The organism is Mycobacterium sp. NGS45 (genome assembly GCF_059812645.1).
Window position 1 is genome coordinate 1 of sequence record NZ_JCALDB010000029.1, and the last position, 19802, is coordinate 19802.

Genomic DNA, 19802 nt, shown 5'->3' on the forward strand with positions numbered 1-19802 from the left:
CTCAACCCTCTCGCTGCATGATTCGTGCATTAGATACACGATCCGGGTCAAGATAGCAGGTGGGGAGGCTACGTGTAAGGTTTGGAGCGGTTGGAGTTGGTTCCATCGGGACAGGTCACGAACGACCGAATCGTGCATTGGATGCAATTCCGCGTGGTCCACGCCGCTGACCGTGTTCGCCACCGACGAGGGCGTCGCGATCCTGCTGACCTACGGTCCGGACCGGGACTGGTTGAAGAACCTGACCGCGGCCGGTGGCGGCCGGATGACACGGCGCGGCCATACCTTCGAGGTGCGCAACCCGCGGGTGGTCAGCAAGGCCGAGGCAGCCGAGCACGTCACCGGTCGGACCAGCCGGGTGTTCGGCCGACTGCCGTTCGAACAGGCCGTGCTGCTGCAGCGCGGCTGATCCGCCGGCTTCCCGTCGCGCTGCGGGGTCAGTGCGCCGACCAGGTCAGCGGGGTGCCGTTGCCGGCCAGCACGGCGGCCGGTTGCACCCGCAGCCGGTGCGGGCGCAGCCGCCAGCCGGCGAACGCGGGCGCGGTGGGCCCGGTCCATTGCGGGATGATCGCCGGCTCATACCCGACCGGCGCCGGCGCGGACTTGAGCTTGTCCCAGACCGCGGCGCGGCCGTCGTCGTCGAGAATCCACTCGACGTTGGCTTCGGCGCTGCAGGTGTCCTGGCTGGGCGCCCAATAGTTCAGCGAGATCTCGGGGTGCGCGGCAATGTGCCGATGTTTCAGCGGCGTGGGCGCGACACCGATCCAGCCCACCAAGTCGGTGCCGTCCCATTCCCAGAGCGGATGCAGCACCCGGCTGCGGGGGCGTCCGGCGTCGTCGACGGTGGCCACTGAGGCCCACACGATCGAATGCGCCATGTCCAGGAAAGCGGGAGCTACTTCGGCGAGTTCGGCCATCCGGTCATTGTGCCGTCGTCGACCGGCGCGGCGAGCGGAAACCGACGACACCTACCCAGCGGCCGGGCTCAGCCGGCGAAATACCGCTGGCCATCCGCCGGGATCCGGCCGAACCCCGCCTTCAGCACCGGTGCCAGCAGCCGAACCGGTAGCCGCAGTGCCGGTTTGGCGGCGATGGCCAGCGTCCAGGTGAAGCTGGTGCCCGGACCGTCGGCTGCGAGTTGGTAGTCCTCGGCGAATTGCCGGAACAGCGGGGCATTGGATTCGTAGACGTAGAACGAGTATCCGCGGCCTTCATCCCAGCGGAAGAAGCGTTCTCGGAGTTTGGGTCCACCGGGGGCAGCCACTTCGCGGGTCGACCCCACTCCGAACGGTCGCGGTGAGGTCCACGTGACCGACTTGACCGTCGGCCCCCAGGCCGCCAACGAATCGTCGGATTGCAGTGAGTCCCAGACCTGCTCGGGTGGTGCGGCGAAGTGTTTCTGATAGCGGAAGACGTGCGGGGCGGTGTCGAAGGTGCCGGCATCGGCCGAATCCAGGGCATACCAACGCGTCATGAGGCACAAGCATGACGACTCGAGGGCGGCCTGACAACGCTCAGAATCAACCCGCCGGAAAGTTGATGCGCCGCGCCTGATTGCGGCTTTCCCGACTACCTCAATTGAATCGGTGCTGCACCCGAAGCCGATCTGCCGTAACGATCACCCCGTGGGTAGCGGTAACCTCCCTAGCACTACGACTGTCCAAAATGACCGAAAACGGGGTGCTTCGTGTCCTTCAAACACCGATTCAAGACTGCTCTGGTGATCGCCGGCGCAGCAGCCGCATCTTTGACCATGCTCGGCACCACCACGGCTTCGGCGTTCTATCCGCAGGGCCACGACCTGATCACCCGCAACGCACTGCCTGCCGATCAGGTCGACCCCGCCGCCCTGCTGCAGATCGAGGGCGATCTGACCGTCGGCGCCGGCGCCGTCGGCAGCGACTTCTTCGCCAACGACTCGTTCCGGCACTTCGACAACGCCAAGAACCCGGTCGAGATCTGTCAGCGCGCCACCGAGGCGTGGGACTTCTTCACACCGATCATCCTCGACGGCGCCCGCGCGGCGGGTCCCGATGGCACCGAGTTGATCGACGGGCACGCTGCCCGTTCGGCGTTCGGCGGCCTGCTGCACTCGGTCCAGGACTTCTACTCGCACACCAACTGGGTGCTCAACAACGTCGAGGCCAACACGCCGGAGGCGCTGGCCCCGGTGTTCCCCACCTGCAACCCGGCTGATCTGCCCGACAACCTGTACTCCGGGTTCTTCTCGCTGGATTACGGCACCGAGGGCTGCCCGCCGGAGGGCCCGCCGGCCGGATTCCCGCAGTGCCATTCGACGCTGTCGATGGACGGCCCGAACACCCCGCAGGGTGGCCAGTTCTTGCCTGCGGGCGTGGGCGTTCCGGGTGTGCCGCTGCTCAACTACTACGACTTGGCGGCACTGCTGGCCACCCGCGCCAGCACCGACACCTACTACCTGGTGCGCGGCATGGTCGTGGACTCGGTGAACAACAACGGTGGCAACGGAGAGTGCGTGGCCAACAACCTGTTCCAGGCCGATCGTCATGAGGCGTGCGGCGGTTCCGTCGGAGATCCGGCGCCGGCCCCGGCCAAGGCCCTGATCGGCGGCTGATTGCCCGTTTCAAAGGTCCCCGGAGCGCCGCTCCGGGGACCTTCGTCTTGAGTCAGTCGTGTTGCTGCGCCGAGTTTTTCGAAAGTGCGGGGTCAGCCCGGGTCAAACGCCGACGGTGCGCAGCGCGGCCGGCAGACTCGGCAGGAAGTGCGTGGTGGCGAAGGTCCGGATGTCGTCGGCGCTGTCCAGCGGTTGCAGACTGGGCAGCAACAGTGCCATCAGCGAGTAGCGCAGGATCGCGTCGGCGAGCCCGGCCACCGTTGGCGCACCGACACGTTCGGCGAATCCGGCCGGGAAGATGACGTGCAGCGCGGCGACTACCCGATCGACCGCCGCCGCGTAATGCTCATGCGCCAACTCCAGTGCGAGCGCCGGGTCGTCGACGATCAACCGGTTCAGCACCCGATGCTCCCGGAACTGCACGATGGCCGCGGTGAAAGCTTCGACATAGAGATTCGCCGGTGCCGCAGCATCTTTGATATGCGCAGCGATCTCCTGGAACAGGCCGAGGTTCTCCCGGTCGATCACGGCCGCCACCAATTGGTCGCGGTTGGCGAAGCGGCGGTAGATCGTGGTGCGGCTGACCTTGGCCCGTTTGGCGACGTCGTCGAGCGCGACCCGGCGGAAGCCGTGCCGCTCAAACTGCACCACCGCGGCGTCCAGAATCGCGGTGGTGACCGGGTCTGACGTCGCTTCGACTATGGCGTCACGCCCTCTCGGGCGTACGCGGTGCGTGCATACTTGTTGTAACGCACTGACATTGGCAGCCGGTCCCACACCCAGTTGACCGGGCGGGACCGCCAGAACGCGGCGAATCGCTGGTAACGCCGTTCCTGTTTGTCGGACCACGGCAGGCCCAGCAGGTCACGCGCACGCGGCGGCAGCCCGCCGGTGGTGAGGAACGCTGCCACCGGATTGAACACCGGCGCAACGAGTTTCCACACCCACGGCTTGACGGCTTTGGGCTTGGGGAAACCCTTGGTGACGTAGCCGACGCCGTAGGCAGCCGACTTGTGCGGGACCACGACGTCGGCCATCATGCCGTCCCAGTATTCGACGAACTCGGCATAGGTGTTGGGCAGGATCTTGTCGCTGACGCCGTAGCGGCGATACCAGGTCTTGCCCTCCTCCCAGATCTGCTCACGCTCGTCGTCGGTGAGCGGTCTGACGAAGGTGTCGGCGAAGTAGATGATCTGCTCGACGAAGGTGGCGTGCGCCCAGAAGTAGGTCTCGGGGTTCAGCGCGTGGTAGCGGGCACCGTCGGGCATCTCACCCTTGATGTCGACGTGGAAGTCACGAACCTGTCGGCCGGCGTTTTCGTCTTCGGAGCCGTACACCGTCCGGAAGATCGGCGGAATGGTGCGCTTGAGTCGCTCGGCGGTGTCGGCGAAGAACACCGAGTGGTCCAGCACGCCCTGGCCCAGCTCGGCCAGCATGTTCTGCAGCACCGCCGGGCGCGGGCCGATCAGGTACATCCGGTTGTCGCCGAACCAGCGCCAGGTCAGTGAATTGCCGTCCAGAGGCGCACCGTCGGTGCGCGCCGGGGTTTCGGCCAGCTCAGTCATGCCTACAGTGTTACAGATTCTGCACTTTGTTCCAAGGCAGTGTGGGCGGGTTCACTGCGTCCCATCTCGTTCACCTAGCGTCCAGGTAGGCGTTTTGCGCTCAGACACCTACGTCAGTTCTGGATGAACGCGGGGGCGGAGGGTTGTTCATGACGTAGTAGTCGCGCCAGGCGGCGATCTTGCCGTCCGCGATCTCGAAGACGCCCATCAGCGGCTGCGTGACACGGATCCCGTCGTAGTCGAACGAGTCAATGCGTTCGGTCATCACCACATCGCCGTTGACCGCCAGATGGATCACTCGCAGCTCGGCCGAAACCATCCGGGCCACCCAGTCGATGACCGCGGGCCGGATCTGATCCAGACCGTGCAGCGTGGTGGTCGGCGCTGCCACCCACACCGCATCGGGAGCGAAGTGCGTCACGATCTGGTCGACATCCAGCGTCGACCAGGCATCCAGTTCGGCACGTACCACCTGCTCGGGCGTCATGGACATCAAGTAGACCGCGGTCGGCTGACCGGCAGGCCGGTTTCGGCCAACTGCGCACGCCATCCACCTAGCGTCCAGGTAGGCGTTTTGGGCTCAGACACCTACGCCAGTTCTAGATGAACGCGGGGGCGATCAGCGGAAGGACTTGAGCCGCAGGCTGTTTGCGACCACCAGCACCGAGGATGCGGCCATGGCAGCACCGGCGATCATCGGGTTGAGCAAGCCCAGCGCAGCCAGCGGGATGGCGGCCACGTTGTAGAAGAACGCCCAGAACAGGTTCTGCTTGATCACCCGCAGCGTGCGCGCCGACAGCCGCAACGCGGTCGGCACGGTGCGCAGATCACCGCGCACCAGCGTGATGTCGCCGGCCTCGATCGCGGCGTCGGTTCCAGTGCCCATCGCCATGCCGATGTCGGCGGTGGCCAACGCCACGGCGTCGTTCACACCGTCGCCGACCATCGCCACCCGCCGCCCCTTGGCCTGCAGCCCGGCGATCACCTCGGCCTTGCCGGTAGGCAGCACCTCGGCGTACACGTCGGCGTCGGCGATGCCCACGTCGGCGGCGACCCGCCGAGCCACACCCTCGGCGTCGCCGGTGAGCAGCACCGGCGTCATACCCAGGGCCTTCAGTTCGACGATCGCCCCGGCGCTGGACGGCTTGACCGCATCGGCCACCCGCAAGGTGCCCCGCACCTGACCGTCCCATTCGACCGCGACCGTGGTGTCCGCGCCGGATACCGCTGCGCGCGTCACCCGCACCCGGACCCCGTCGACCACACCGGATACCCCGACCCCGGGTTCGTTGGCGAAGTCGACGACGTCGACAACCGGTACGCCCCGTTCGCGGGCCGCGGCCACCACGGCGGCCGCGATCGGATGCTCAGAGGCCGCTTCGACCGCAGCGGCCCGGGCCAACACCCGCTCGGAGTCCTCCCCCGGTTCGGCGATCACCTCCGACAGCGTCATCGCGCCGGTGGTCACGGTGCCGGTCTTGTCCAGCACGACGGTGTCGATGCCGCTGACCGTCTCCAGCACCTGCGGGTTCTTGATCAGCACGCCAAGCTGGGCGCCGCGGCCGGTGCCGACCAGGATCGCGGTCGGCGTCGCCAAACCCAGCGCACACGGGCAGGCGATGATCAACACCGCGACCGCGGCCGTGAAGGCAGCGGCCGCCGAACCGCCGAACAGCAGCCAGCCCAGCAGCGTCAGCGTCGCGATCACCAGGACGACCGGGACGAACACCGACGAGATCCGGTCGGCCAGCCGTTGCACCGCGGCCTTGCCGTTCTGCGCATCGGCCACCATCCGGCCCATCCGGGCCAGCTGGGTGTCCGCGCCGACGCGAGTGGCCCGCACCACCACCCGGCCGTAGGTGTTGACCGCGCCGCCGAGTACCTCAGCACCGGGCCCGACGTCGACGGGCACGGACTCACCGGTCATCGCGGCGAGGTCCAACGCCGATTCACCGGAGACCACCACACCGTCGGTGGCGATCCGCTCACCGGGCCGGATCACGATCTGCTCGCCCACCGCGACCTCGCCGACCGGAACCCGGACCTCAGCGCCGTCGCGCAGCACGACGGCGTCCTTGGCGCCCAGGGACAGCAACTCGCGCAGCGCTGCCCCGGCCGAACGCTTGGCCCGGGCCTCGGCCAGCCGGCCGAACAGCAGGAACACCGTCACCGCGGCGGCCACTTCGAAGTACAGATGCTCATGGAAGTGCGGTTCGCCGACGGCTCGCAGCACCAGGTACGTCGACCACAAGAAGGCGGCCACCGTCCCCAGCGAGACCAGGGTGTCCATCGTCGACGAGAAACGTCGTGCCGAGCGCAGCGCGGCGCGGTGGAACGGGTAGCCGCCCCACACCACGATGGGCGCGGTCAACGCCAGCATCAGCCACTGCCAGCCGGTGAACTGCCAGGCCGGGACCATCGAGATCACCACCACCGGCAGCGCCAGCAGCGCCGATCCGATCAGCCGCGGCCGCAATCCGGCGCCGGAATCGTCGTGCACATGCTCGGCCGGGTCGGCATCGGGCTCGATCACCGCGGCCCGATAACCGGCCGACTCCACCACGCCGACCAGATCGGCGGCCGACACTTCGGGTCCGTGCTCGACATGCGCACGTTCGACCGCGAAGTTCACCGTCGCGGTCACCCCGTCGAGGCCGTTGAGGTCGCGTTCGATCCGGTTCGCACACCCCACGCAACTCATGCCGTCGAGGCGCAGATCGGTCACCGAGGTAGTTTGCATACCTCCAATATACCCCTAGGGGGTATAAACCGCGAGGCTTTCGATCTGCCGGCGGCCCCGTCGCCAGCGGGCCCCGGCCAGCACCACCAGCACACCGGCGACTGTCGCCAGCAGCAGCGCCAACAACAACAGCGGCGGATAGTGCGCGATCGACGTGGTCGACGGCTCCCCCTCGGCGACGGGAGCGACCTCGACCAGCGTCCGTGCCGCGAGCCAGCTGTACACCGCGCCGGCCGTGGCCAGCACGGCCAGCACCAGCTGCACCACGACCACCACACCCGCCGGCTTGGCCATCATGTCCGGGGCTACCGGCTCGCCGGAGCGGGAAATCACCCGCGCTCCTCGAGCAACGCGGTCAGCGCCGTCCGCAGGCCGCGGTGATTGCGGGCCCAGGCCTGGGTGGTCCGGCCGTCGGCCAACTTGATCCCGATCCCGGTCCGGCCGCGCGGCACGCCGGTCAACTCACCCAGCGCGCGCGCCGATTGCCACTTGAGCACCTCGGCTTCGGAGGTGCCGGGCTGCGGGGTGGCTTCGGCCTTGGCCTGCGCCTCGACTTCGGCCGGGTCGATACCGGCCTGCCGCATGGCGCGGTTGGCCAGCGCATTGCGGGCCGGACTGGGACTCTTCCAGGGCCGCGCCGCGGAGTCCGGGGGTTCCGGGTAGATCCGGACGATCTCGTCGACCCCGATCACCTGGGTGCCTTCGCGCAGCGTGGTCGGCGTGAGTTCCACCGAGGTGTGGATGCGCGCGGCCGCGACCTGCATCCACACGAACAACGTCACGAGCACCAGGAATGCCACCGGCACCGCCCACTGCACGCCGGCGCCACTCCAGACCTGGATGCCGAGCATGATCAACGCCGAGATCGGCCCGGACAGCACCCACAGCCAGGACGCCCCGGATTCGTAGAACAGCCGCTCGGGCTGGGGTTCAGTCATTGAATTGCTCCAAACTGGGCAGGCCGAACCACTCCGCAGCAGCCGGCCGGCTCAACAACACGGCACCGACGATGATCGGCAGCAGCGCCAGCACACACAACACATGGGTTCCGATGAACACCGCGGCCGCCGCCACCAAGAACACCAGGACCACCGACAAAACCATGGTGGACCGCCGGAACCGCGGGTCCCCGTTGCGCATCCGGCCGGACAGATACGCCAGCCCGAGTGCGGCCAGCGCGCACAGCACGCCGACCCCGCGGTGCATGCCCAACGCCTGGTGCAGCGCGGCATCGGAGATCGAGCTGGCCGCCACCTCGCGGACCGCGGCGAAACTCAGCGTGGCCGCCAGCAGTCCGCCGAGCAGCAACAGCACGGCACCGACCAACAGCAGCCAGAAGGCGAGGTCGACGACGCGCGGACGCGGCTGGGCGGTCATGATCGGGCCAGCCTAACCCGCACGCTCACCGAGTGAAGTAGACGTGGGCGTCTTTGCGGTGCAGCAGGAAGATCCCGCCGGCGATCAACACCACGCCCAGGATGCCGGTCAGCGCGTAGACCACCGCAGCGGCCGGTTCCCGCTGCCCGGCGAACAGGCTGATCAGGGTCGAGACGATGGACGCCAGCCCGCCGGCGGTCAGGCCGGTGCGGGCGAGTTGGTAGCCACCGCGCAGCAGCATCAAGAAGGTCAGCACCACCGCCGCCAGCACCAACAGGAAGAACACCCCGATCACCTTGATGACCGGGGGCACCGCTGGTGCAGCGACCACGTCGACGATGGACCCGACCGTGAGCAGCACCAGCGCCGTGAGCCACAGGCCGAAACCGGTGCCGACGTCTTCGGGGCGCGTCCCGGGTTCCGCCGGCGGCTGGGTCCCCGACGACTGCGGTCCAGACGGCGGCTGCGGTCCAGGCGGCGGCGCGCTCACGCCAGCCAGCCGGCGGCCTCGGCCGCCCAGTAGGTCAACACGATGTCCGCGCCGGCCCGCCGGATCGAGGTCAGCGACTCGAGCGCAGCCGCCGGCCCGTCGATCCAGCCGTTGGCCGCGGCGGCGCTGATCATCGCGTACTCCCCGGAGACCTGATAGGCCGCCACCGGAACCGGTGAGATCTCGGCGGCAGCGGCCACCACGTCCAGGTAGGCCATCGCCGGTTTGACCATCACCAGGTCGGCCCCCTCGGCGATGTCGAGTTCGAGTTCGCGGCGAGCTTCCCGGGCGTTGCCGGCGTCCTGCTGATAGCTGCGCCGGTCACCGGACAGGCTGGAGGCCACGGCTTCTCGGAACGGCCCGTAGAACGCCGAGGCGAACTTCGCGGCGTAGGCCAGGATCACCACGTCGGTGAAACCGGCGGCGTCCAGGCCATCCCGGATGGCGGCCACCTGACCGTCCATCATGCCGCTCGGGCCCACCACGTGCGCGCCCGATTCCGCTTGGGCCACAGCAAGTTTCACGTACTGCTCGTTGGTGGCGTCGTTGTCCACCCGACCGCGGGAGTCCAGCACGCCGCAATGCCCATGGTCGGTGAACTCGTCCAGACAGGTGTCGGCCATCAAGACGGTGGCGTCACCGAGGTCCTTGTTCAGGTCCCGCAGCGCGACGTTGAGGATGCCGTCGGGGTGGGTGCCGATCGAGCCCGCGGCGTCCTTGTCCTCGTCGCGCGGCACGCCGAACAGCATCAGCCCACCGACACCGGCGGCCACCGCCTCGGCAGCCGCCCGACGCAGCGAATCGCGGGTGTGCTGCACCACGCCGGGCATCGAAGCGATCGGCCGGGGCTCGTCGATGCCGTCGGCGACGAACATCGGCAGCACCAAATGCCTTGGCTGCAACGAGGTTTCCGCGACCAGTCGACGCATCGCCGGGGTGCTGCGCAGCCGACGCGGACGCTGCCTGGGAAATGCCACGAGCGAGCGCCTCCTTCTCCGCGAGCTGCTACCTGCGACGGCTCTTCTTGCGCGGCGGCGGCAACGCGCCCTCGGCGCGCAACCGCGCAGCGTGCTCGGCCAGCGCCTCGACCAACGGCCCGATCGCGGCGGTCTCCGGCTGCACGTCGACCCGCAGACCGAACTCCGCGGCGGTCTCGGCCGTCTTGGGTCCGATGCAGGCCACGATGGTGCGCGCGTGCGGCTTGCCGGCGATGCCGACCAGGTTGCGCACCGTCGAGCTGGACGTGAAGCACACGGCATCGAAACCGCCGGTCTTGATCATCTCGCGGGTGTGCGCCGGCGGCGGTGCGGCCCGCACGGTGCGGTACGCGGTGACGTCCTCGATCTCCCAGCCGCGTTCGCGCAGCCCCTCGGCCAGCGTCTCGGTGGCGATGTCGGCGCGCGGCAGCAGCACCCGGTTCACCGGGTCGAACACGTCGTCGTATGGCGGGAAGTCGGCCAGCAGGCCCAGCGAGGACTGCTCACCGGAGGGCACCAGCTCGGGGCTGATCCCGAAGGCCCGCACCCGATCCGCGGTGGCCTCACCGACACAGGCGATCTTTACGCCGGAGAACGCGCGGGCGTCCAGACCGAATTCGCCGAACTTCTCCCACACCGCGCGCACGGCGTTGGTCGAGGTGAACACCACCCACTGGTAGCGCCCGTCGACCAAACCCTTGACCGCGCGCTCCATCTGGGTTGGGCTGCGCGGCGGCTCGACGGCGATGGTCGGCACCTCGATCGGCAGTGCGCCATGGGTGACCAGCCGATCGCTCATCTCGCCGGCCTGGTCCTTGGTGCGCGGCACCAGCACGGTCCAGCCGTACAGGGCGCGGCTCTCCCACCAGTTCAGCTTGGCGCGGTGCGTCACGGTGCGCCCGATGGTGACCACCAGCGGCCCGGTCAACGGACCGGCCGGGTCGGTGCCGCCGATGGCGGCCCGATCGGTCAGCGCCACCAGCGTGGTCTCGACGCTGCGCTGCGCGCAGGTGGTGCCCTGCGCGGTGACCACGCACGGCGTCGAGTCGACCAAGCCGTGCTCGATCAGAGTGCGCGCCGAATCCGCCAGATGCTGCGGGGTGGCGTGCAGGATCAGTGGGCCGGGGGCGGCGGCCAGCGCCGCCCAGTCGACGTCGCCGCGCACGTCGGCCACGGTGTGCGACGAGCCCAGCGGCAGCCCGGCGTAGGTGGGGACGGCGGTCGAGGCCGGCAGGCCCGGGAGGATCTCGAAGACCAGACCGGCCTTGGCGACCGCGTTGACCTCGGCGAGCACCGAGTCCACCGACAGCGGATCGCCGGCCACCAACCGCACCACGTCGGTGCCCAGCTTGGCTTCGGCGATCAGGTTCTTGGCCACCTCGGCCGGGTCACCCAACGCCGGACGGACGTCGGGACCCATCTCGACCACCGGAGCGGCGGTCTTGTCAGCGTCGTCCTTGCTGCCCGGCTCGGGTGCCGGCGCGGGCCCGGAGGCCGGCGGCAGGTCCGTGCCGATCAAGGTCAGCACCGCTTCGGGGACGTCGGGGTCGACCAACGCCAGTGCGGCATTGGCCAGCACCGCGCGCGCCCGCGTCGTCAACAAACCCGGGTCGCCGGGACCCGAGCCGACGAACATGATGCGCCCCGGCTTTGGCTTACGCCCTCGAGTCATCGTTAACTCCTGCCCTCTGCACCTTGGTGACCCAGCAGTTCGCGCGCACCCAGCTCGAAGAGCTCCGCGGACACCGAGAGCCCCAGCTCTCGAGCCCGATCGGGAGTCCCGATACCGGACGCGCGGATCACGTCGGATCCGTCCACCGCCGCCACGCATGCGCGCAACGACAGTTCGTCGAAGACGTTGCCGTCCTCATCGATCGACTCGACCACTTCCGCGATCGCACCGACCGGTGCGGAACAACCCGCCTCCAGTTCGGCGAGCAGGGTGCGCTCCGCGGTGACCGCGGCCCGGGTGTCGGCGTCGTCGATCGTCGCCAACAGTTCGGCCAGGCCGGTATCCCCGGCACGGCACTCGACCGCCAGTGCGCCCTGCGCCGGTGCCGGCAACATCTGTACCGGCTCCAACGTCTCCGTCACCACGTCGAGGCGTCCGATCCGAGCCAGGCCCGCTCGGGCTACCACGACGGCGTCGAGTTCGCCGCTGCTTACCCTGTTCAACCTGCTGTCTAGGTTGCCTCGTAGGGGGCGGATTTCCAAACCGAGACCCAGTGCTCTAAGCTGTGCCACCCTGCGCACGGCCGACGTGCCGATGGTCGAGCCGGCCGGCAACTCCCCGAGCACCATGCCGTCGCGCGCCACCAGCGCATCTCGGGCATCCACCCGGGTCGGTGTGGCGGCCAGATGGAAGCGCGGATCCGGCGCGGTGGGCAGGTCCTTGAACGAGTGCACGGCGACGTCGGCGCGGCCGTCCACCAGGGCGTCGCGGATCGCGGTGGTGAACACCCCGATGCCGATCTCGGCGATCGGGGCGCTGGATCGATCGCCGGGCGTGGCGATGATGACCAGATCGGCGGAGTAGCCCTGGGCGCGCAAAGCGTCGCGGATGGTTCCGGCCTGTGTGGTGGCCAACAGGCTGCCGCGGGTCGCGATCCGGATGGTCTCGGGAATCGAAGTCAGGGGCAAGAAGTTACTCAGGCTGTTCAGTCGAGGCGTCGAAATCGCCAGCCACCAAAGGCAATTCGCCTGCCGTGGCCACCGCGTCGACTGCCGTGGGATCAAGTTCGAAGAGTTCGCGCAACGCCTCGGCGTAGCTGTCGCCACCCGGGGCGCTGGCCAGCTGCTTGACCCGCACCGTGGGGGCATGCAGCAGTTTGTCGACCACCCGCCGCACGGTCCGCGCGACTTCTTCGCGCTGACCGAGTTCGAGGTCGGGCAGTCGGTTGTCCAGGCGCAACAACTCCGATTCGACGACGTCGGCGGCGCGTTGCCGCAGCGCGGTGACGGTCGGGGTCACCTCGGCCATCCGCTGGCCGGCCAGATAGGTGGCCACCTCGGTGGCGACGATGGTGCGGGCCGCGTCGGCGTCACCGGAGGCCGCGCGCGCCGAGGGCTCGCGCTGGATCCGGTCCATGTCGACGACGTAGACGCCGGGCAAGCCGGCGACCGCGACGTCCACGTCCCGGGGCATGCCCAGATCACAGATCACCAGCGGCCGCGCCCCGGCATCGACCACGGCGCGCTGCGCGAGCACGGTGTGCACGTCGGCCAGCGACACCACCGGACGTACCGCACCGGTGCTGCTGACCACGACGTCGGCGTGGACCAGGGCCTCAGCCACGTCATCGAGATCCCAGGCGGTCGCCTCCACGCCCTGCGCGCGCAGGTTCTCGGCAAGCCGCCGCGCACGCGGCAGCGAGCGGTTGACCACCTGCACCGAGGAGATCCCGGCGCGCACCAGATGCGCCCCGGACAGCGCGCCCATCGAGCCGGCACCGACCAGCGCGGCGTTGCGGCCGGCCAGTCCGGCGAGATTCTTGGCGGCCATGTCCAACGCCACCGACACCACCGAGGCGCCGGCCGCGTCGATGCCGGTCTCGGAGTGCACCCGCTTCCCGACCGACAGCGCACGCTGGGACAACTCGTGCAGGGTGCGCCCCACGGTGCAGTTGGCTTCGGCCGCGGCGTAGGCGCGGCGCACCTGCCCGAGCACCTGCTGTTCGCCGATCACCGCCGAATCCAGGCCCGAGGCCACCGAGAACAGGTGCTCGACGGCGGCCTCGGCGTAGCGCACGTAGGCGTATCTGGTCAGGTCGCCCATCGGCATGCCGGAATGTTCGGCCAGCACCTGCCCGATCACCGACAGACCGCCGTGGAAGGCTTCGACCACCGCGTAGACCTCGACCCGGTTGCAGGTCGAGAGCACCATTGCCTCGGTGACCAGCGGCGACTGCATCAGCTGGTCGATGATCTTGGCCTGCTCGGCCTCATCGGTGGAGAGCTGTTCGAGTACGGAGACGGGCGCACTACGGTGCGAAACCCCAAAGAGCAGAACACTCACGGCGCCGAACCTCTGGCCATCGCCCAGCCCGCTCCCTTGCGTCCGACAAATGACGAAAACTGGCTACAACCGTAGTCGCCTACCATTGTGCCCACCAAATCCTCGAACCGGGTCACGGTTCGCTCCGAGCGGCCAGATCGGCCCGTAATTGCGGCTCATCGACGTCCCAATAGCTGTGCTCGACACCGTCGAGCAGCACCACCGGCAGCCGATCACCGAACTCGGCGCGCAGCGCGGAATCCCCGGCGGCCGCGGCCGCATCGACGTCGGTGCTGGACAGCTCGAAATTCAGTTCGGCGGCCAACTGCTCGAGCCGACCGAAGACCCGCTCGCAGACCGCGCATCCCGCCCGCGTCAACAACTGCACTCGTGCCCGGCTCATCTGCACGATTCTGACATTTAGTTAGGGTTGACGGGCAATCCAGTGCAGGCGTGCTGAAAGGGGGCCCGATGGGCGAGAACGGGTCGGCACCCGAACCCGCGGCCGCGGCGGCCCGCCCGCCCGGCGAGGCCAGCGCCGCACGTGCGCTCGAGGATCTGGCCGGCGCGACGGCACCGCCGTCGCCACCGGCGGACCTGACCGCGGCGGCGTTCTTCGACGTGGACAACACGCTGGTGCACGGCTCGTCGCTGGTGCATTTCGCACGCGGCCTGGCAGCCCGGGAGTACTTCACCTACCGCGACATCCTGGGCGTGATCATCGCGCAGGCGAAGTTCCAGCTGACCGGCCGGGAGAACAGCGACGACGTCGCCGAGGGCAAACGCAAGGCGCTGTCGTTCATCGAGGGCCGCTCGGTGGCCGAGTTGGAGACGCTCGGCGAAGAGATCTACGACGAGATCATCGCCGACAAGATCTGGCCCGGCACCCTGGATCTGGCCCGCATGCACCTCGACGCCGGCCAGCAGGTGTGGCTGGTCACCGCCACGCCGTACGAGCTGGCCGCCACCATCGCGCGCAAGCTCGGGTTGACCGGCGCGCTGGGCACGGTCGCCGAATCGGTCGACGGCGTGTTCACCGGACGGCTGGTCGGCGAGATTCTGCACGGCCCGGGCAAGGCGCACGCGGTGCGTGCCCTGGCCATTCGTGAAGGGCTGAATCTGCGCCGCTGCACGGCCTATTCGGACAGCTTCAACGACGTGCCGATGCTCACCCTGGTCGGCACCGCGGTCGCCATCAACCCGGACGCCGACCTGCGCGACGTCGCCCGCAAGCGGGGCTGGGAGATCCGCGACTTCCGCACCGCACGCAAGGCCGCCCGGATCGGGGTGCCCTCGGCGCTGGCGCTCGGGGCGGCCGGCGGCGCGCTGGCGGCCATCGCTTCGCGGCGGCGCTGATAGGCTGCGGCGCGGGGCGCAGGCGCCCCATCCGCCTGTCACCTCGAGGATGCACCACCAGCCATGGCCATTGCTGAAGAGATCATCGGTACGCACTACCACTACCCGGACAAGTTCGTGGTGGGCCGGGAGAAGGTGCGCGAGTACGCCGAGGCGGTGTTCGACGGACATCCCGCGCACCACCACGAGGACGCCGCAGCCGAGCTGGGTCACGATGCGATCATCGCGCCGTTGACCTTCGCCGCGGTGGCCGGTCGGCGGGTGCAGATGGAGATGTTCAAACGGTTCGACGTCGGGATCAACATCGCCCGCGTCATTCACCGCGACCAGAAGTTCAAGTTCCACCGCCCGGTGAAAGACGGCGACGAGCTCTATTTCGACTCCTACCTGGACTCGGTGACCGAATCGCACGGCGCCGTGATCGTCGAGTTGCGCGCCGAAGTCACCGACGGCGCCGGCCAGCCCGTACTCACCAGCGTGGTCACCATGCTCGGTGAGGCAGCCAGCGACTCGGAGGCCGACGAGCAGGTGGCTGCGATCGCAGCCCGACTCGGGATGTAGTTCGGGCTCAGCCGAAGAACATGTTCCTCCGGCTGGCCAGCATCTGATACAGCGTGTGCTGGATGGTTTCGCGCACGTGGTCGGTGAGCTCGAAGGTGACCATCGGGTCGTCGGCGGCACCGTCGTCGTACTCGGCGGTGGGAATCGGAGTGCCGAACGTGATGTGCCACTTCGACGGCAGCGGGACCAATCCGAGCGGGCCGGCCAGCGGGAACAGCGGCGTGACCGGGAAGTACGGCAGCCCCAGCAGTCGGGCCAGCAGCTTGAGGTCAGCAATCATCGGGTAGATCTCCTCGGACCCGACGATCGAGCACGGGATGATCGGCGCCTTACTGCGCAGCGCGGCCGCGACGAACCCTCCACGGCCGAACCGCTGCAACTTGTACCGGTCCTCGAACTTCTTGCCCAGCCCCTTGTAGCCCTCCGGGAAGACTGCGGTCAGCTCGCCGTTGCTGAGCAACCGGTGGGCGTCGGCGGTGCAGGCCATGGTGTGGCCGGCCTTGCGCGCGGCGTGTCCGAGCACCGGCATGTCGAACACCATGTCGGCAGCCAGCGCGCGCAGATCCCGGTTGGTCGGGTGGTGGTCGTGCACGGCCACCGACAGCATCAGCGCGTCCATCGGCAGCACACCGGCGTGGTTGGCCACCACCAGACCGGCGCCGTCGGTGGGCAGGTTCTCGATGCCGGAGACCTCGACCCGGAACCAGGACCGGAACAGTGTCCTCAGCAAAGGCAGGAAGACCGCTTCGTTGAGGTGTGGATCGAACCCGAAGTCGTCGACGGTGTAATCGCCGGTGAGTCGTCTGCGGGCAAACTCGGCGATCCCGGAGATCCGCTCGGCGAGTTCGTTGGGCGGCTCGGCGTGCGCACCGCCGACGCCGCGGTGCGCGTCGATCTCGCTGACGACGGCGGCTACCTGCTCGGCGGTGTCATGCGCGGACGACTCGGTGTACAGGGAGGGGTGCCGGCGCGCGGCGTCAGCTCGCTGACCAGACCGTCGCGCATTCGCTACACGGGCTGAATTACCGTGTAGCGGAATGACTTTCGCCTTCGATTCACCCGCCACGTTTACTACCTTCTCCCCCTTGGAACTCTTGCGAGACTAACTTCCGCACCGCTGCGCGACCGCCGTCGCCCGACTCTCCACCGAGCGTACCCACCGCGGATCGACTATTGGAGTCAAACCACGGCCACGCACGTAGTCGTCGAACGCCTCAAGCGTGGTCCACTTCGGCTGATAGCCCAACTCGGTGCGCATCCGAGTGGTGTCCATCACCCGGCCGTAGACCATGTAGGCGACCTGGTCGCGATTGACCGCCCCGCCGCCGGTCGCCTTCAGCAGCGAATCCACCAGCCGCACTCCCACCGACGGCAGCGGCAGCGCCAGTCGACCCGACCGGCGGACCGCCTGGGACATCATGATGATGCCGTCGGCGCCGACGTTGAAGGTGCCGGGCTTGCCCACCATGGTGGCGTGTTCCAGGGCACCGAGCGCGTCCTGCTCGTGCAGCAGCTGCAGTCGGGCGTCCCTGCCGAACGTGGTGGGCACCAGCGGCCCGGCCAGATACCGGGACAGTTGGGTGTCCATGGCCGGGCCGATCATGTTGGCCAACCGCAGGATTGTCACGCTGATGTCCGGCCGGCGCCGACCGAGTCCGCGGGCATAGCCCTCGATGTCGATGCTGTCCCGGGCGAAGCTCTCTCCGGGCGGCCGGCGCGCGCTGGTCTCCTCGGTGAACATCACCGGATCGAACGCGCTCGAGCCGTACACCTCGGAGGTGGACTTGAGGATCACCCGACGCACCATGGGCGCCTTCTGGCAGGCGGCGAACAACTGCATCGCGCCCATCACGTTGAGTTCCTTCAACGTGGCCCGGCCGCCACTGCGCGGCGCGTAGGACGCGGCCGCGGCATGCACCACGGTGTCCACGTCGCCGTTGCGGATCACCTTGGCGATGAAGGGGTTACGGATGTCGGCGCGCACGAATTCGGCGCGCCCCATCCGACGCTGCAGATCCTTGCTGGGTGTGACCGCATCCACCGCGATCACGCGTTCGATATCCGGATTGGCCGCCAGCCGGGCCGTCAGGTATCCACCGAGGAACCGACAGGCACCGGTGACGAGAACGACCTTCGGGGTGGCGGGAGCTGCACCGTCGCTTCCCGAGTCCATCGGCTCAGGCTACCGTCGGATGCCCGCGTAGGCATGTCGACGCGAACGCACGGGTGCGCCTACGGCTACTTACCGAGTTTTCTGCGCTGCACCCGGGTGCGCCGAAGCAGCTTGCGATGCTTCTTCTTCGACATGCGCTTGCGCCGCTTCTTGATGACTGAACCCATGTACTCCGCTGCCTACCTACCGATGCGCTGCCCGGACTCAGCTGGTGAATACACCGCGGGTCCGGGGAGACCGTTGACACGACTTAACCCGGCCACCTTACCGAAATGGCCCGGCAAACCGAAAACCGGTGGGGCCATCTCGGCTCGGTACAGCCGCGCACCCCTGCGGTGCGCGGCGCTGCCGTTCGTGCGCCGTCAGCCAGCGTCGAAGTAGGACGTTTCCAACAGATCGTGCACGGCCTTGGCGTGCACCCGGAAGGAACGACCGACGCGGACGGCCGGAAGTTCACCGTTGTGCACCAGCCGGTACACCGTCATCTTCGAAACCCGCATCAGGCTGGCGACTTCGGCCACGGTCAAAAACTGCGTCCGAGCGACGGGTCCGCCGTCGGCGCCTCCACTGTCTTTCTTGTTTCCGGCGGAATCCCGCGCCGATGGCCCGTTCATAGACGTCATCGCAACCCAATCAATCAGGCACGGCCAGTTCCAGCGGCTTCCCCTCCGCTGGCGCGAACACGTGCTTACAAGGTAGGAGAATAGCGGGGCGGGTGTGGTTGCTGCGACGGGTGTGGGGTTTTCGATCGGAAAATTCTGAAACCCCGGCGAACTACTCCGATGTTATTCCGAGCTGCTCTGAGCGCATCCGGGCGGCATTCACCGCTTCGGCCACGGCCGCCCGCAAACCTCCACGTTCGAGTTCGCGCAGGCCGGCCGCGGTGGTCCCGCCCGGCGACGTCACGGTCGCCCGGAGCTGCGCTGGTGTGGTGTCCACGCCGAGACCGCGAGCGCCGTCGGCGGCCGCGCGGCGGCTCTCGTCGATGGTCTCCAGCAACATCGCCGCCGAGCCGGCCATGGTCTGCACGGTGAGGTCGGTGGCGACGGTCCGGGACAGGCCGGCGGCCACGCCGGCGTCGATCAGAGCCTCGACCATCAAGAAGAAGTACGCCGGGCCGGAACCGGACAGCCCGGTCACTGCGTCGAGCTGACTCTCGGTGACCGTGATGGTCGCGCCGACGCTGTCCAGCAGTCCCGCCACATCCTTGAGTTGCTCGGGACTCACGAAGCGACCCGGTGCCAACGCACTGACGCCGGCGCCGACCAGAGACGGCGCGTTGGGCATCACCCGCACCACCGGAGACCCAGCCGGCAGCTTGTTCTCGTAGAAGGCCGACGAGACGCCCGCGGCGATGCTGACGAAGACCTGCTCGGCGCTGTCGGATTCGGCCTGCGCGGCCGCTTCGGCGATGTCGCCGATGACGAGTTCGACGTCGCCGGGCTTGACCGCCACGATCACGAAGTTGGCGTGCTCGGCCGCATCGGCGACCGGGGCGATCTGCACGGCGTACTTGTCAGCCAGATACTTGGCTCGTTCGGGCATGCGTTCGGCGACCACCAGGTCTTTGACGTGGCGGCCCGAGCGCAGAAGTCCGGACAGCAGAGCCTCGCCCATGCTGCCGCCACCGATGATCGCGATTCTGGCCATGCGGGAACACTAGCGGCCGACCGCCGGGACCGAAGAACGCGGCGCGCCTCGGCGGTGTGGGTTGGCTGGCCGGCGCGCCTCGGGGGTTGCGGGTTGGCTGGCCGGCGCGCCGCGTCGTTCTGGCAGACGGCGGTGAGTGGAGCCGCGGCGGTCTCGGCTCGGGCGGTCTGGCAGACCTTCTGCGCACGGGTTCTGCAGGTCAGGCCCGCCGAGTGAGGAATCACGCAGGTCGTGCTGTCCCGAGTGAGGAACCACGTAGATCGACGGCCCCGAGTGAGAAACCACGTACAGTTTCGCCGTCCAGTGAGGAACCAGGTAGGTCGATA

At 68.5% G+C, this 19802-nt stretch carries 24 protein-coding genes; 4 read left to right on the forward strand and 20 right to left on the reverse strand.

Translation table 11 applies throughout. The annotated features are described in order from the left end of the window. Positions 1–28: 28 nt before the first annotated feature. Positions 29–409, forward strand: a complete 381-nt coding sequence (locus AC5Y3P_RS20430; RefSeq protein ID WP_500047808.1) for a nitroreductase family deazaflavin-dependent oxidoreductase — start codon at positions 29–31, stop codon at positions 407–409. A gap of 28 nt (positions 410–437) precedes the next feature. Here the strand turns inward: AC5Y3P_RS20430 and AC5Y3P_RS20435 are convergent, their stop codons facing one another. After that, positions 438–917, reverse strand: a complete 480-nt coding sequence (locus AC5Y3P_RS20435) for a pyridoxamine 5'-phosphate oxidase family protein (RefSeq protein WP_500047764.1) — start codon at positions 915–917, stop codon at positions 438–440. Positions 918–985: 68 nt separating this feature from the next. Beyond that, positions 986–1474: an SRPBCC family protein gene (locus AC5Y3P_RS20440; RefSeq protein WP_500047765.1), complete on the reverse strand. Its 489-nt coding sequence runs from the start codon at positions 1472–1474 to the stop codon at positions 986–988. A gap of 213 nt (positions 1475–1687) precedes the next feature. Between AC5Y3P_RS20440 and AC5Y3P_RS20445 the strand changes: the two genes are divergently transcribed. After that, entirely contained in the window at positions 1688–2593 is a 906-nt protein-coding gene (locus tag AC5Y3P_RS20445) for a hypothetical protein (protein WP_500047766.1), read from the forward strand. Positions 2594–2695: 102 nt separating this feature from the next. Here the strand turns inward: AC5Y3P_RS20445 and AC5Y3P_RS20450 are convergent, their stop codons facing one another. From AC5Y3P_RS20450 to AC5Y3P_RS20510, 13 genes are all read right to left on the reverse strand, one after another. Continuing rightward, positions 2696–3295 (reverse strand): TetR/AcrR family transcriptional regulator, encoded by a 600-nt coding sequence (locus tag AC5Y3P_RS20450; RefSeq protein ID WP_500047809.1) that lies wholly within the window; start codon positions 3293–3295, stop codon positions 2696–2698. After that, positions 3292–4158 carry an oxygenase MpaB family protein gene (locus AC5Y3P_RS20455; RefSeq protein ID WP_500047767.1) on the reverse strand — a complete coding sequence of 289 codons (867 nt, stop codon included), beginning with the start codon at positions 4156–4158 and terminating at the stop codon, positions 3292–3294. Before AC5Y3P_RS20455 ends, AC5Y3P_RS20450 begins: the two co-directional genes overlap by 4 nt. Positions 4159–4258: 100 nt before the next feature. After that, positions 4259–4645, reverse strand: coding sequence for a limonene-1,2-epoxide hydrolase family protein (locus AC5Y3P_RS20460; RefSeq protein WP_500047768.1), 387 nt, complete (start codon positions 4643–4645; stop codon positions 4259–4261). A gap of 132 nt (positions 4646–4777) precedes the next feature. Beyond that, positions 4778–6898: a heavy metal translocating P-type ATPase gene (locus AC5Y3P_RS20465; protein ID WP_500047769.1), complete on the reverse strand. Its 2121-nt coding sequence runs from the start codon at positions 6896–6898 to the stop codon at positions 4778–4780. A gap of 15 nt (positions 6899–6913) precedes the next feature. Then, entirely contained in the window at positions 6914–7231 is a 318-nt protein-coding gene (locus tag AC5Y3P_RS20470) for a hypothetical protein (protein ID WP_500047770.1), read from the reverse strand. Beyond that, a complete protein-coding gene (gene mce1N / locus AC5Y3P_RS20475; protein WP_500047771.1) occupies positions 7228–7836 on the reverse strand; it encodes a transport-regulating membrane protein Mce1N in 609 nt (202 codons plus the stop codon). The genes AC5Y3P_RS20470 and mce1N overlap by 4 nt, the downstream gene beginning before the upstream one ends. Further along, the gene (locus AC5Y3P_RS20480) at positions 7829–8275 is read right to left on the reverse strand and encodes a hypothetical protein (protein WP_500047772.1); all 447 of its coding nucleotides are present in this window, start codon (positions 8273–8275) and stop codon (positions 7829–7831) included. Before AC5Y3P_RS20480 ends, mce1N begins: the two co-directional genes overlap by 8 nt. 25 nt (positions 8276–8300) lie before the next feature. Further along, positions 8301–8765: a hypothetical protein gene (locus AC5Y3P_RS20485; protein ID WP_500047773.1), complete on the reverse strand. Its 465-nt coding sequence runs from the start codon at positions 8763–8765 to the stop codon at positions 8301–8303. Then, positions 8762–9742 (reverse strand): porphobilinogen synthase, encoded by a 981-nt coding sequence (gene hemB, locus AC5Y3P_RS20490; RefSeq protein WP_500047774.1) that lies wholly within the window; start codon positions 9740–9742, stop codon positions 8762–8764. Before hemB ends, AC5Y3P_RS20485 begins: the two co-directional genes overlap by 4 nt. Before the next feature lie 28 nt (positions 9743–9770). Then, a complete protein-coding gene (locus tag AC5Y3P_RS20495; protein WP_500047775.1) occupies positions 9771–11414 on the reverse strand; it encodes a bifunctional uroporphyrinogen-III C-methyltransferase/uroporphyrinogen-III synthase in 1644 nt (547 codons plus the stop codon). A gap of 2 nt (positions 11415–11416) precedes the next feature. Continuing rightward, positions 11417–12355, reverse strand: coding sequence for a hydroxymethylbilane synthase (hemC, locus tag AC5Y3P_RS20500; RefSeq protein ID WP_500047810.1), 939 nt, complete (start codon positions 12353–12355; stop codon positions 11417–11419). Positions 12356–12386: 31 nt separating this feature from the next. After that, complete coding sequence (locus tag AC5Y3P_RS20505) at positions 12387–13757, reverse strand: glutamyl-tRNA reductase (RefSeq protein WP_500047776.1); 1371 nt, start codon at positions 13755–13757, stop codon at positions 12387–12389. Positions 13758–13869: 112 nt separating this feature from the next. Further along, positions 13870–14139, reverse strand: coding sequence for a glutaredoxin family protein (locus AC5Y3P_RS20510; RefSeq protein WP_500047777.1), 270 nt, complete (start codon positions 14137–14139; stop codon positions 13870–13872). Between the two features lie 68 nt (positions 14140–14207). Between AC5Y3P_RS20510 and AC5Y3P_RS20515 the strand changes: the two genes are divergently transcribed. Further along, positions 14208–15092, forward strand: a complete 885-nt coding sequence (locus AC5Y3P_RS20515) for an HAD family hydrolase (RefSeq protein WP_500047778.1) — start codon at positions 14208–14210, stop codon at positions 15090–15092. A gap of 63 nt (positions 15093–15155) precedes the next feature. Further along, positions 15156–15653 (forward strand): FAS1-like dehydratase domain-containing protein, encoded by a 498-nt coding sequence (locus tag AC5Y3P_RS20520; protein ID WP_500047779.1) that lies wholly within the window; start codon positions 15156–15158, stop codon positions 15651–15653. Between the two features lie 7 nt (positions 15654–15660). Here the strand turns inward: AC5Y3P_RS20520 and AC5Y3P_RS20525 are convergent, their stop codons facing one another. The 5 genes from AC5Y3P_RS20525 to proC all read right to left on the reverse strand — a co-directional run bounded on the left by AC5Y3P_RS20525 (position 15661) and on the right by proC (position 19476). Further along, the gene (locus tag AC5Y3P_RS20525) at positions 15661–16719 is read right to left on the reverse strand and encodes a lysophospholipid acyltransferase family protein (protein WP_500047780.1); all 1059 of its coding nucleotides are present in this window, start codon (positions 16717–16719) and stop codon (positions 15661–15663) included. A gap of 36 nt (positions 16720–16755) precedes the next feature. Beyond that, positions 16756–17826 carry an SDR family oxidoreductase gene (locus tag AC5Y3P_RS20530; protein WP_500047781.1) on the reverse strand — a complete coding sequence of 357 codons (1071 nt, stop codon included), beginning with the start codon at positions 17824–17826 and terminating at the stop codon, positions 16756–16758. Between the two features lie 65 nt (positions 17827–17891). After that, positions 17892–17993, reverse strand: coding sequence for a 30S ribosomal protein bS22 (locus AC5Y3P_RS20535; RefSeq protein ID WP_003402602.1), 102 nt, complete (start codon positions 17991–17993; stop codon positions 17892–17894). Between the two features lie 195 nt (positions 17994–18188). Then, a complete protein-coding gene (locus tag AC5Y3P_RS20540) occupies positions 18189–18449 on the reverse strand; it encodes a helix-turn-helix domain-containing protein (RefSeq protein WP_500047782.1) in 261 nt (86 codons plus the stop codon). A 151-nt stretch (positions 18450–18600) separates the two neighbouring features. Next, positions 18601–19476 carry a pyrroline-5-carboxylate reductase gene (proC, locus tag AC5Y3P_RS20545; protein ID WP_500047783.1) on the reverse strand — a complete coding sequence of 292 codons (876 nt, stop codon included), beginning with the start codon at positions 19474–19476 and terminating at the stop codon, positions 18601–18603. Positions 19477–19802: the final 326 nt, after the last annotated feature.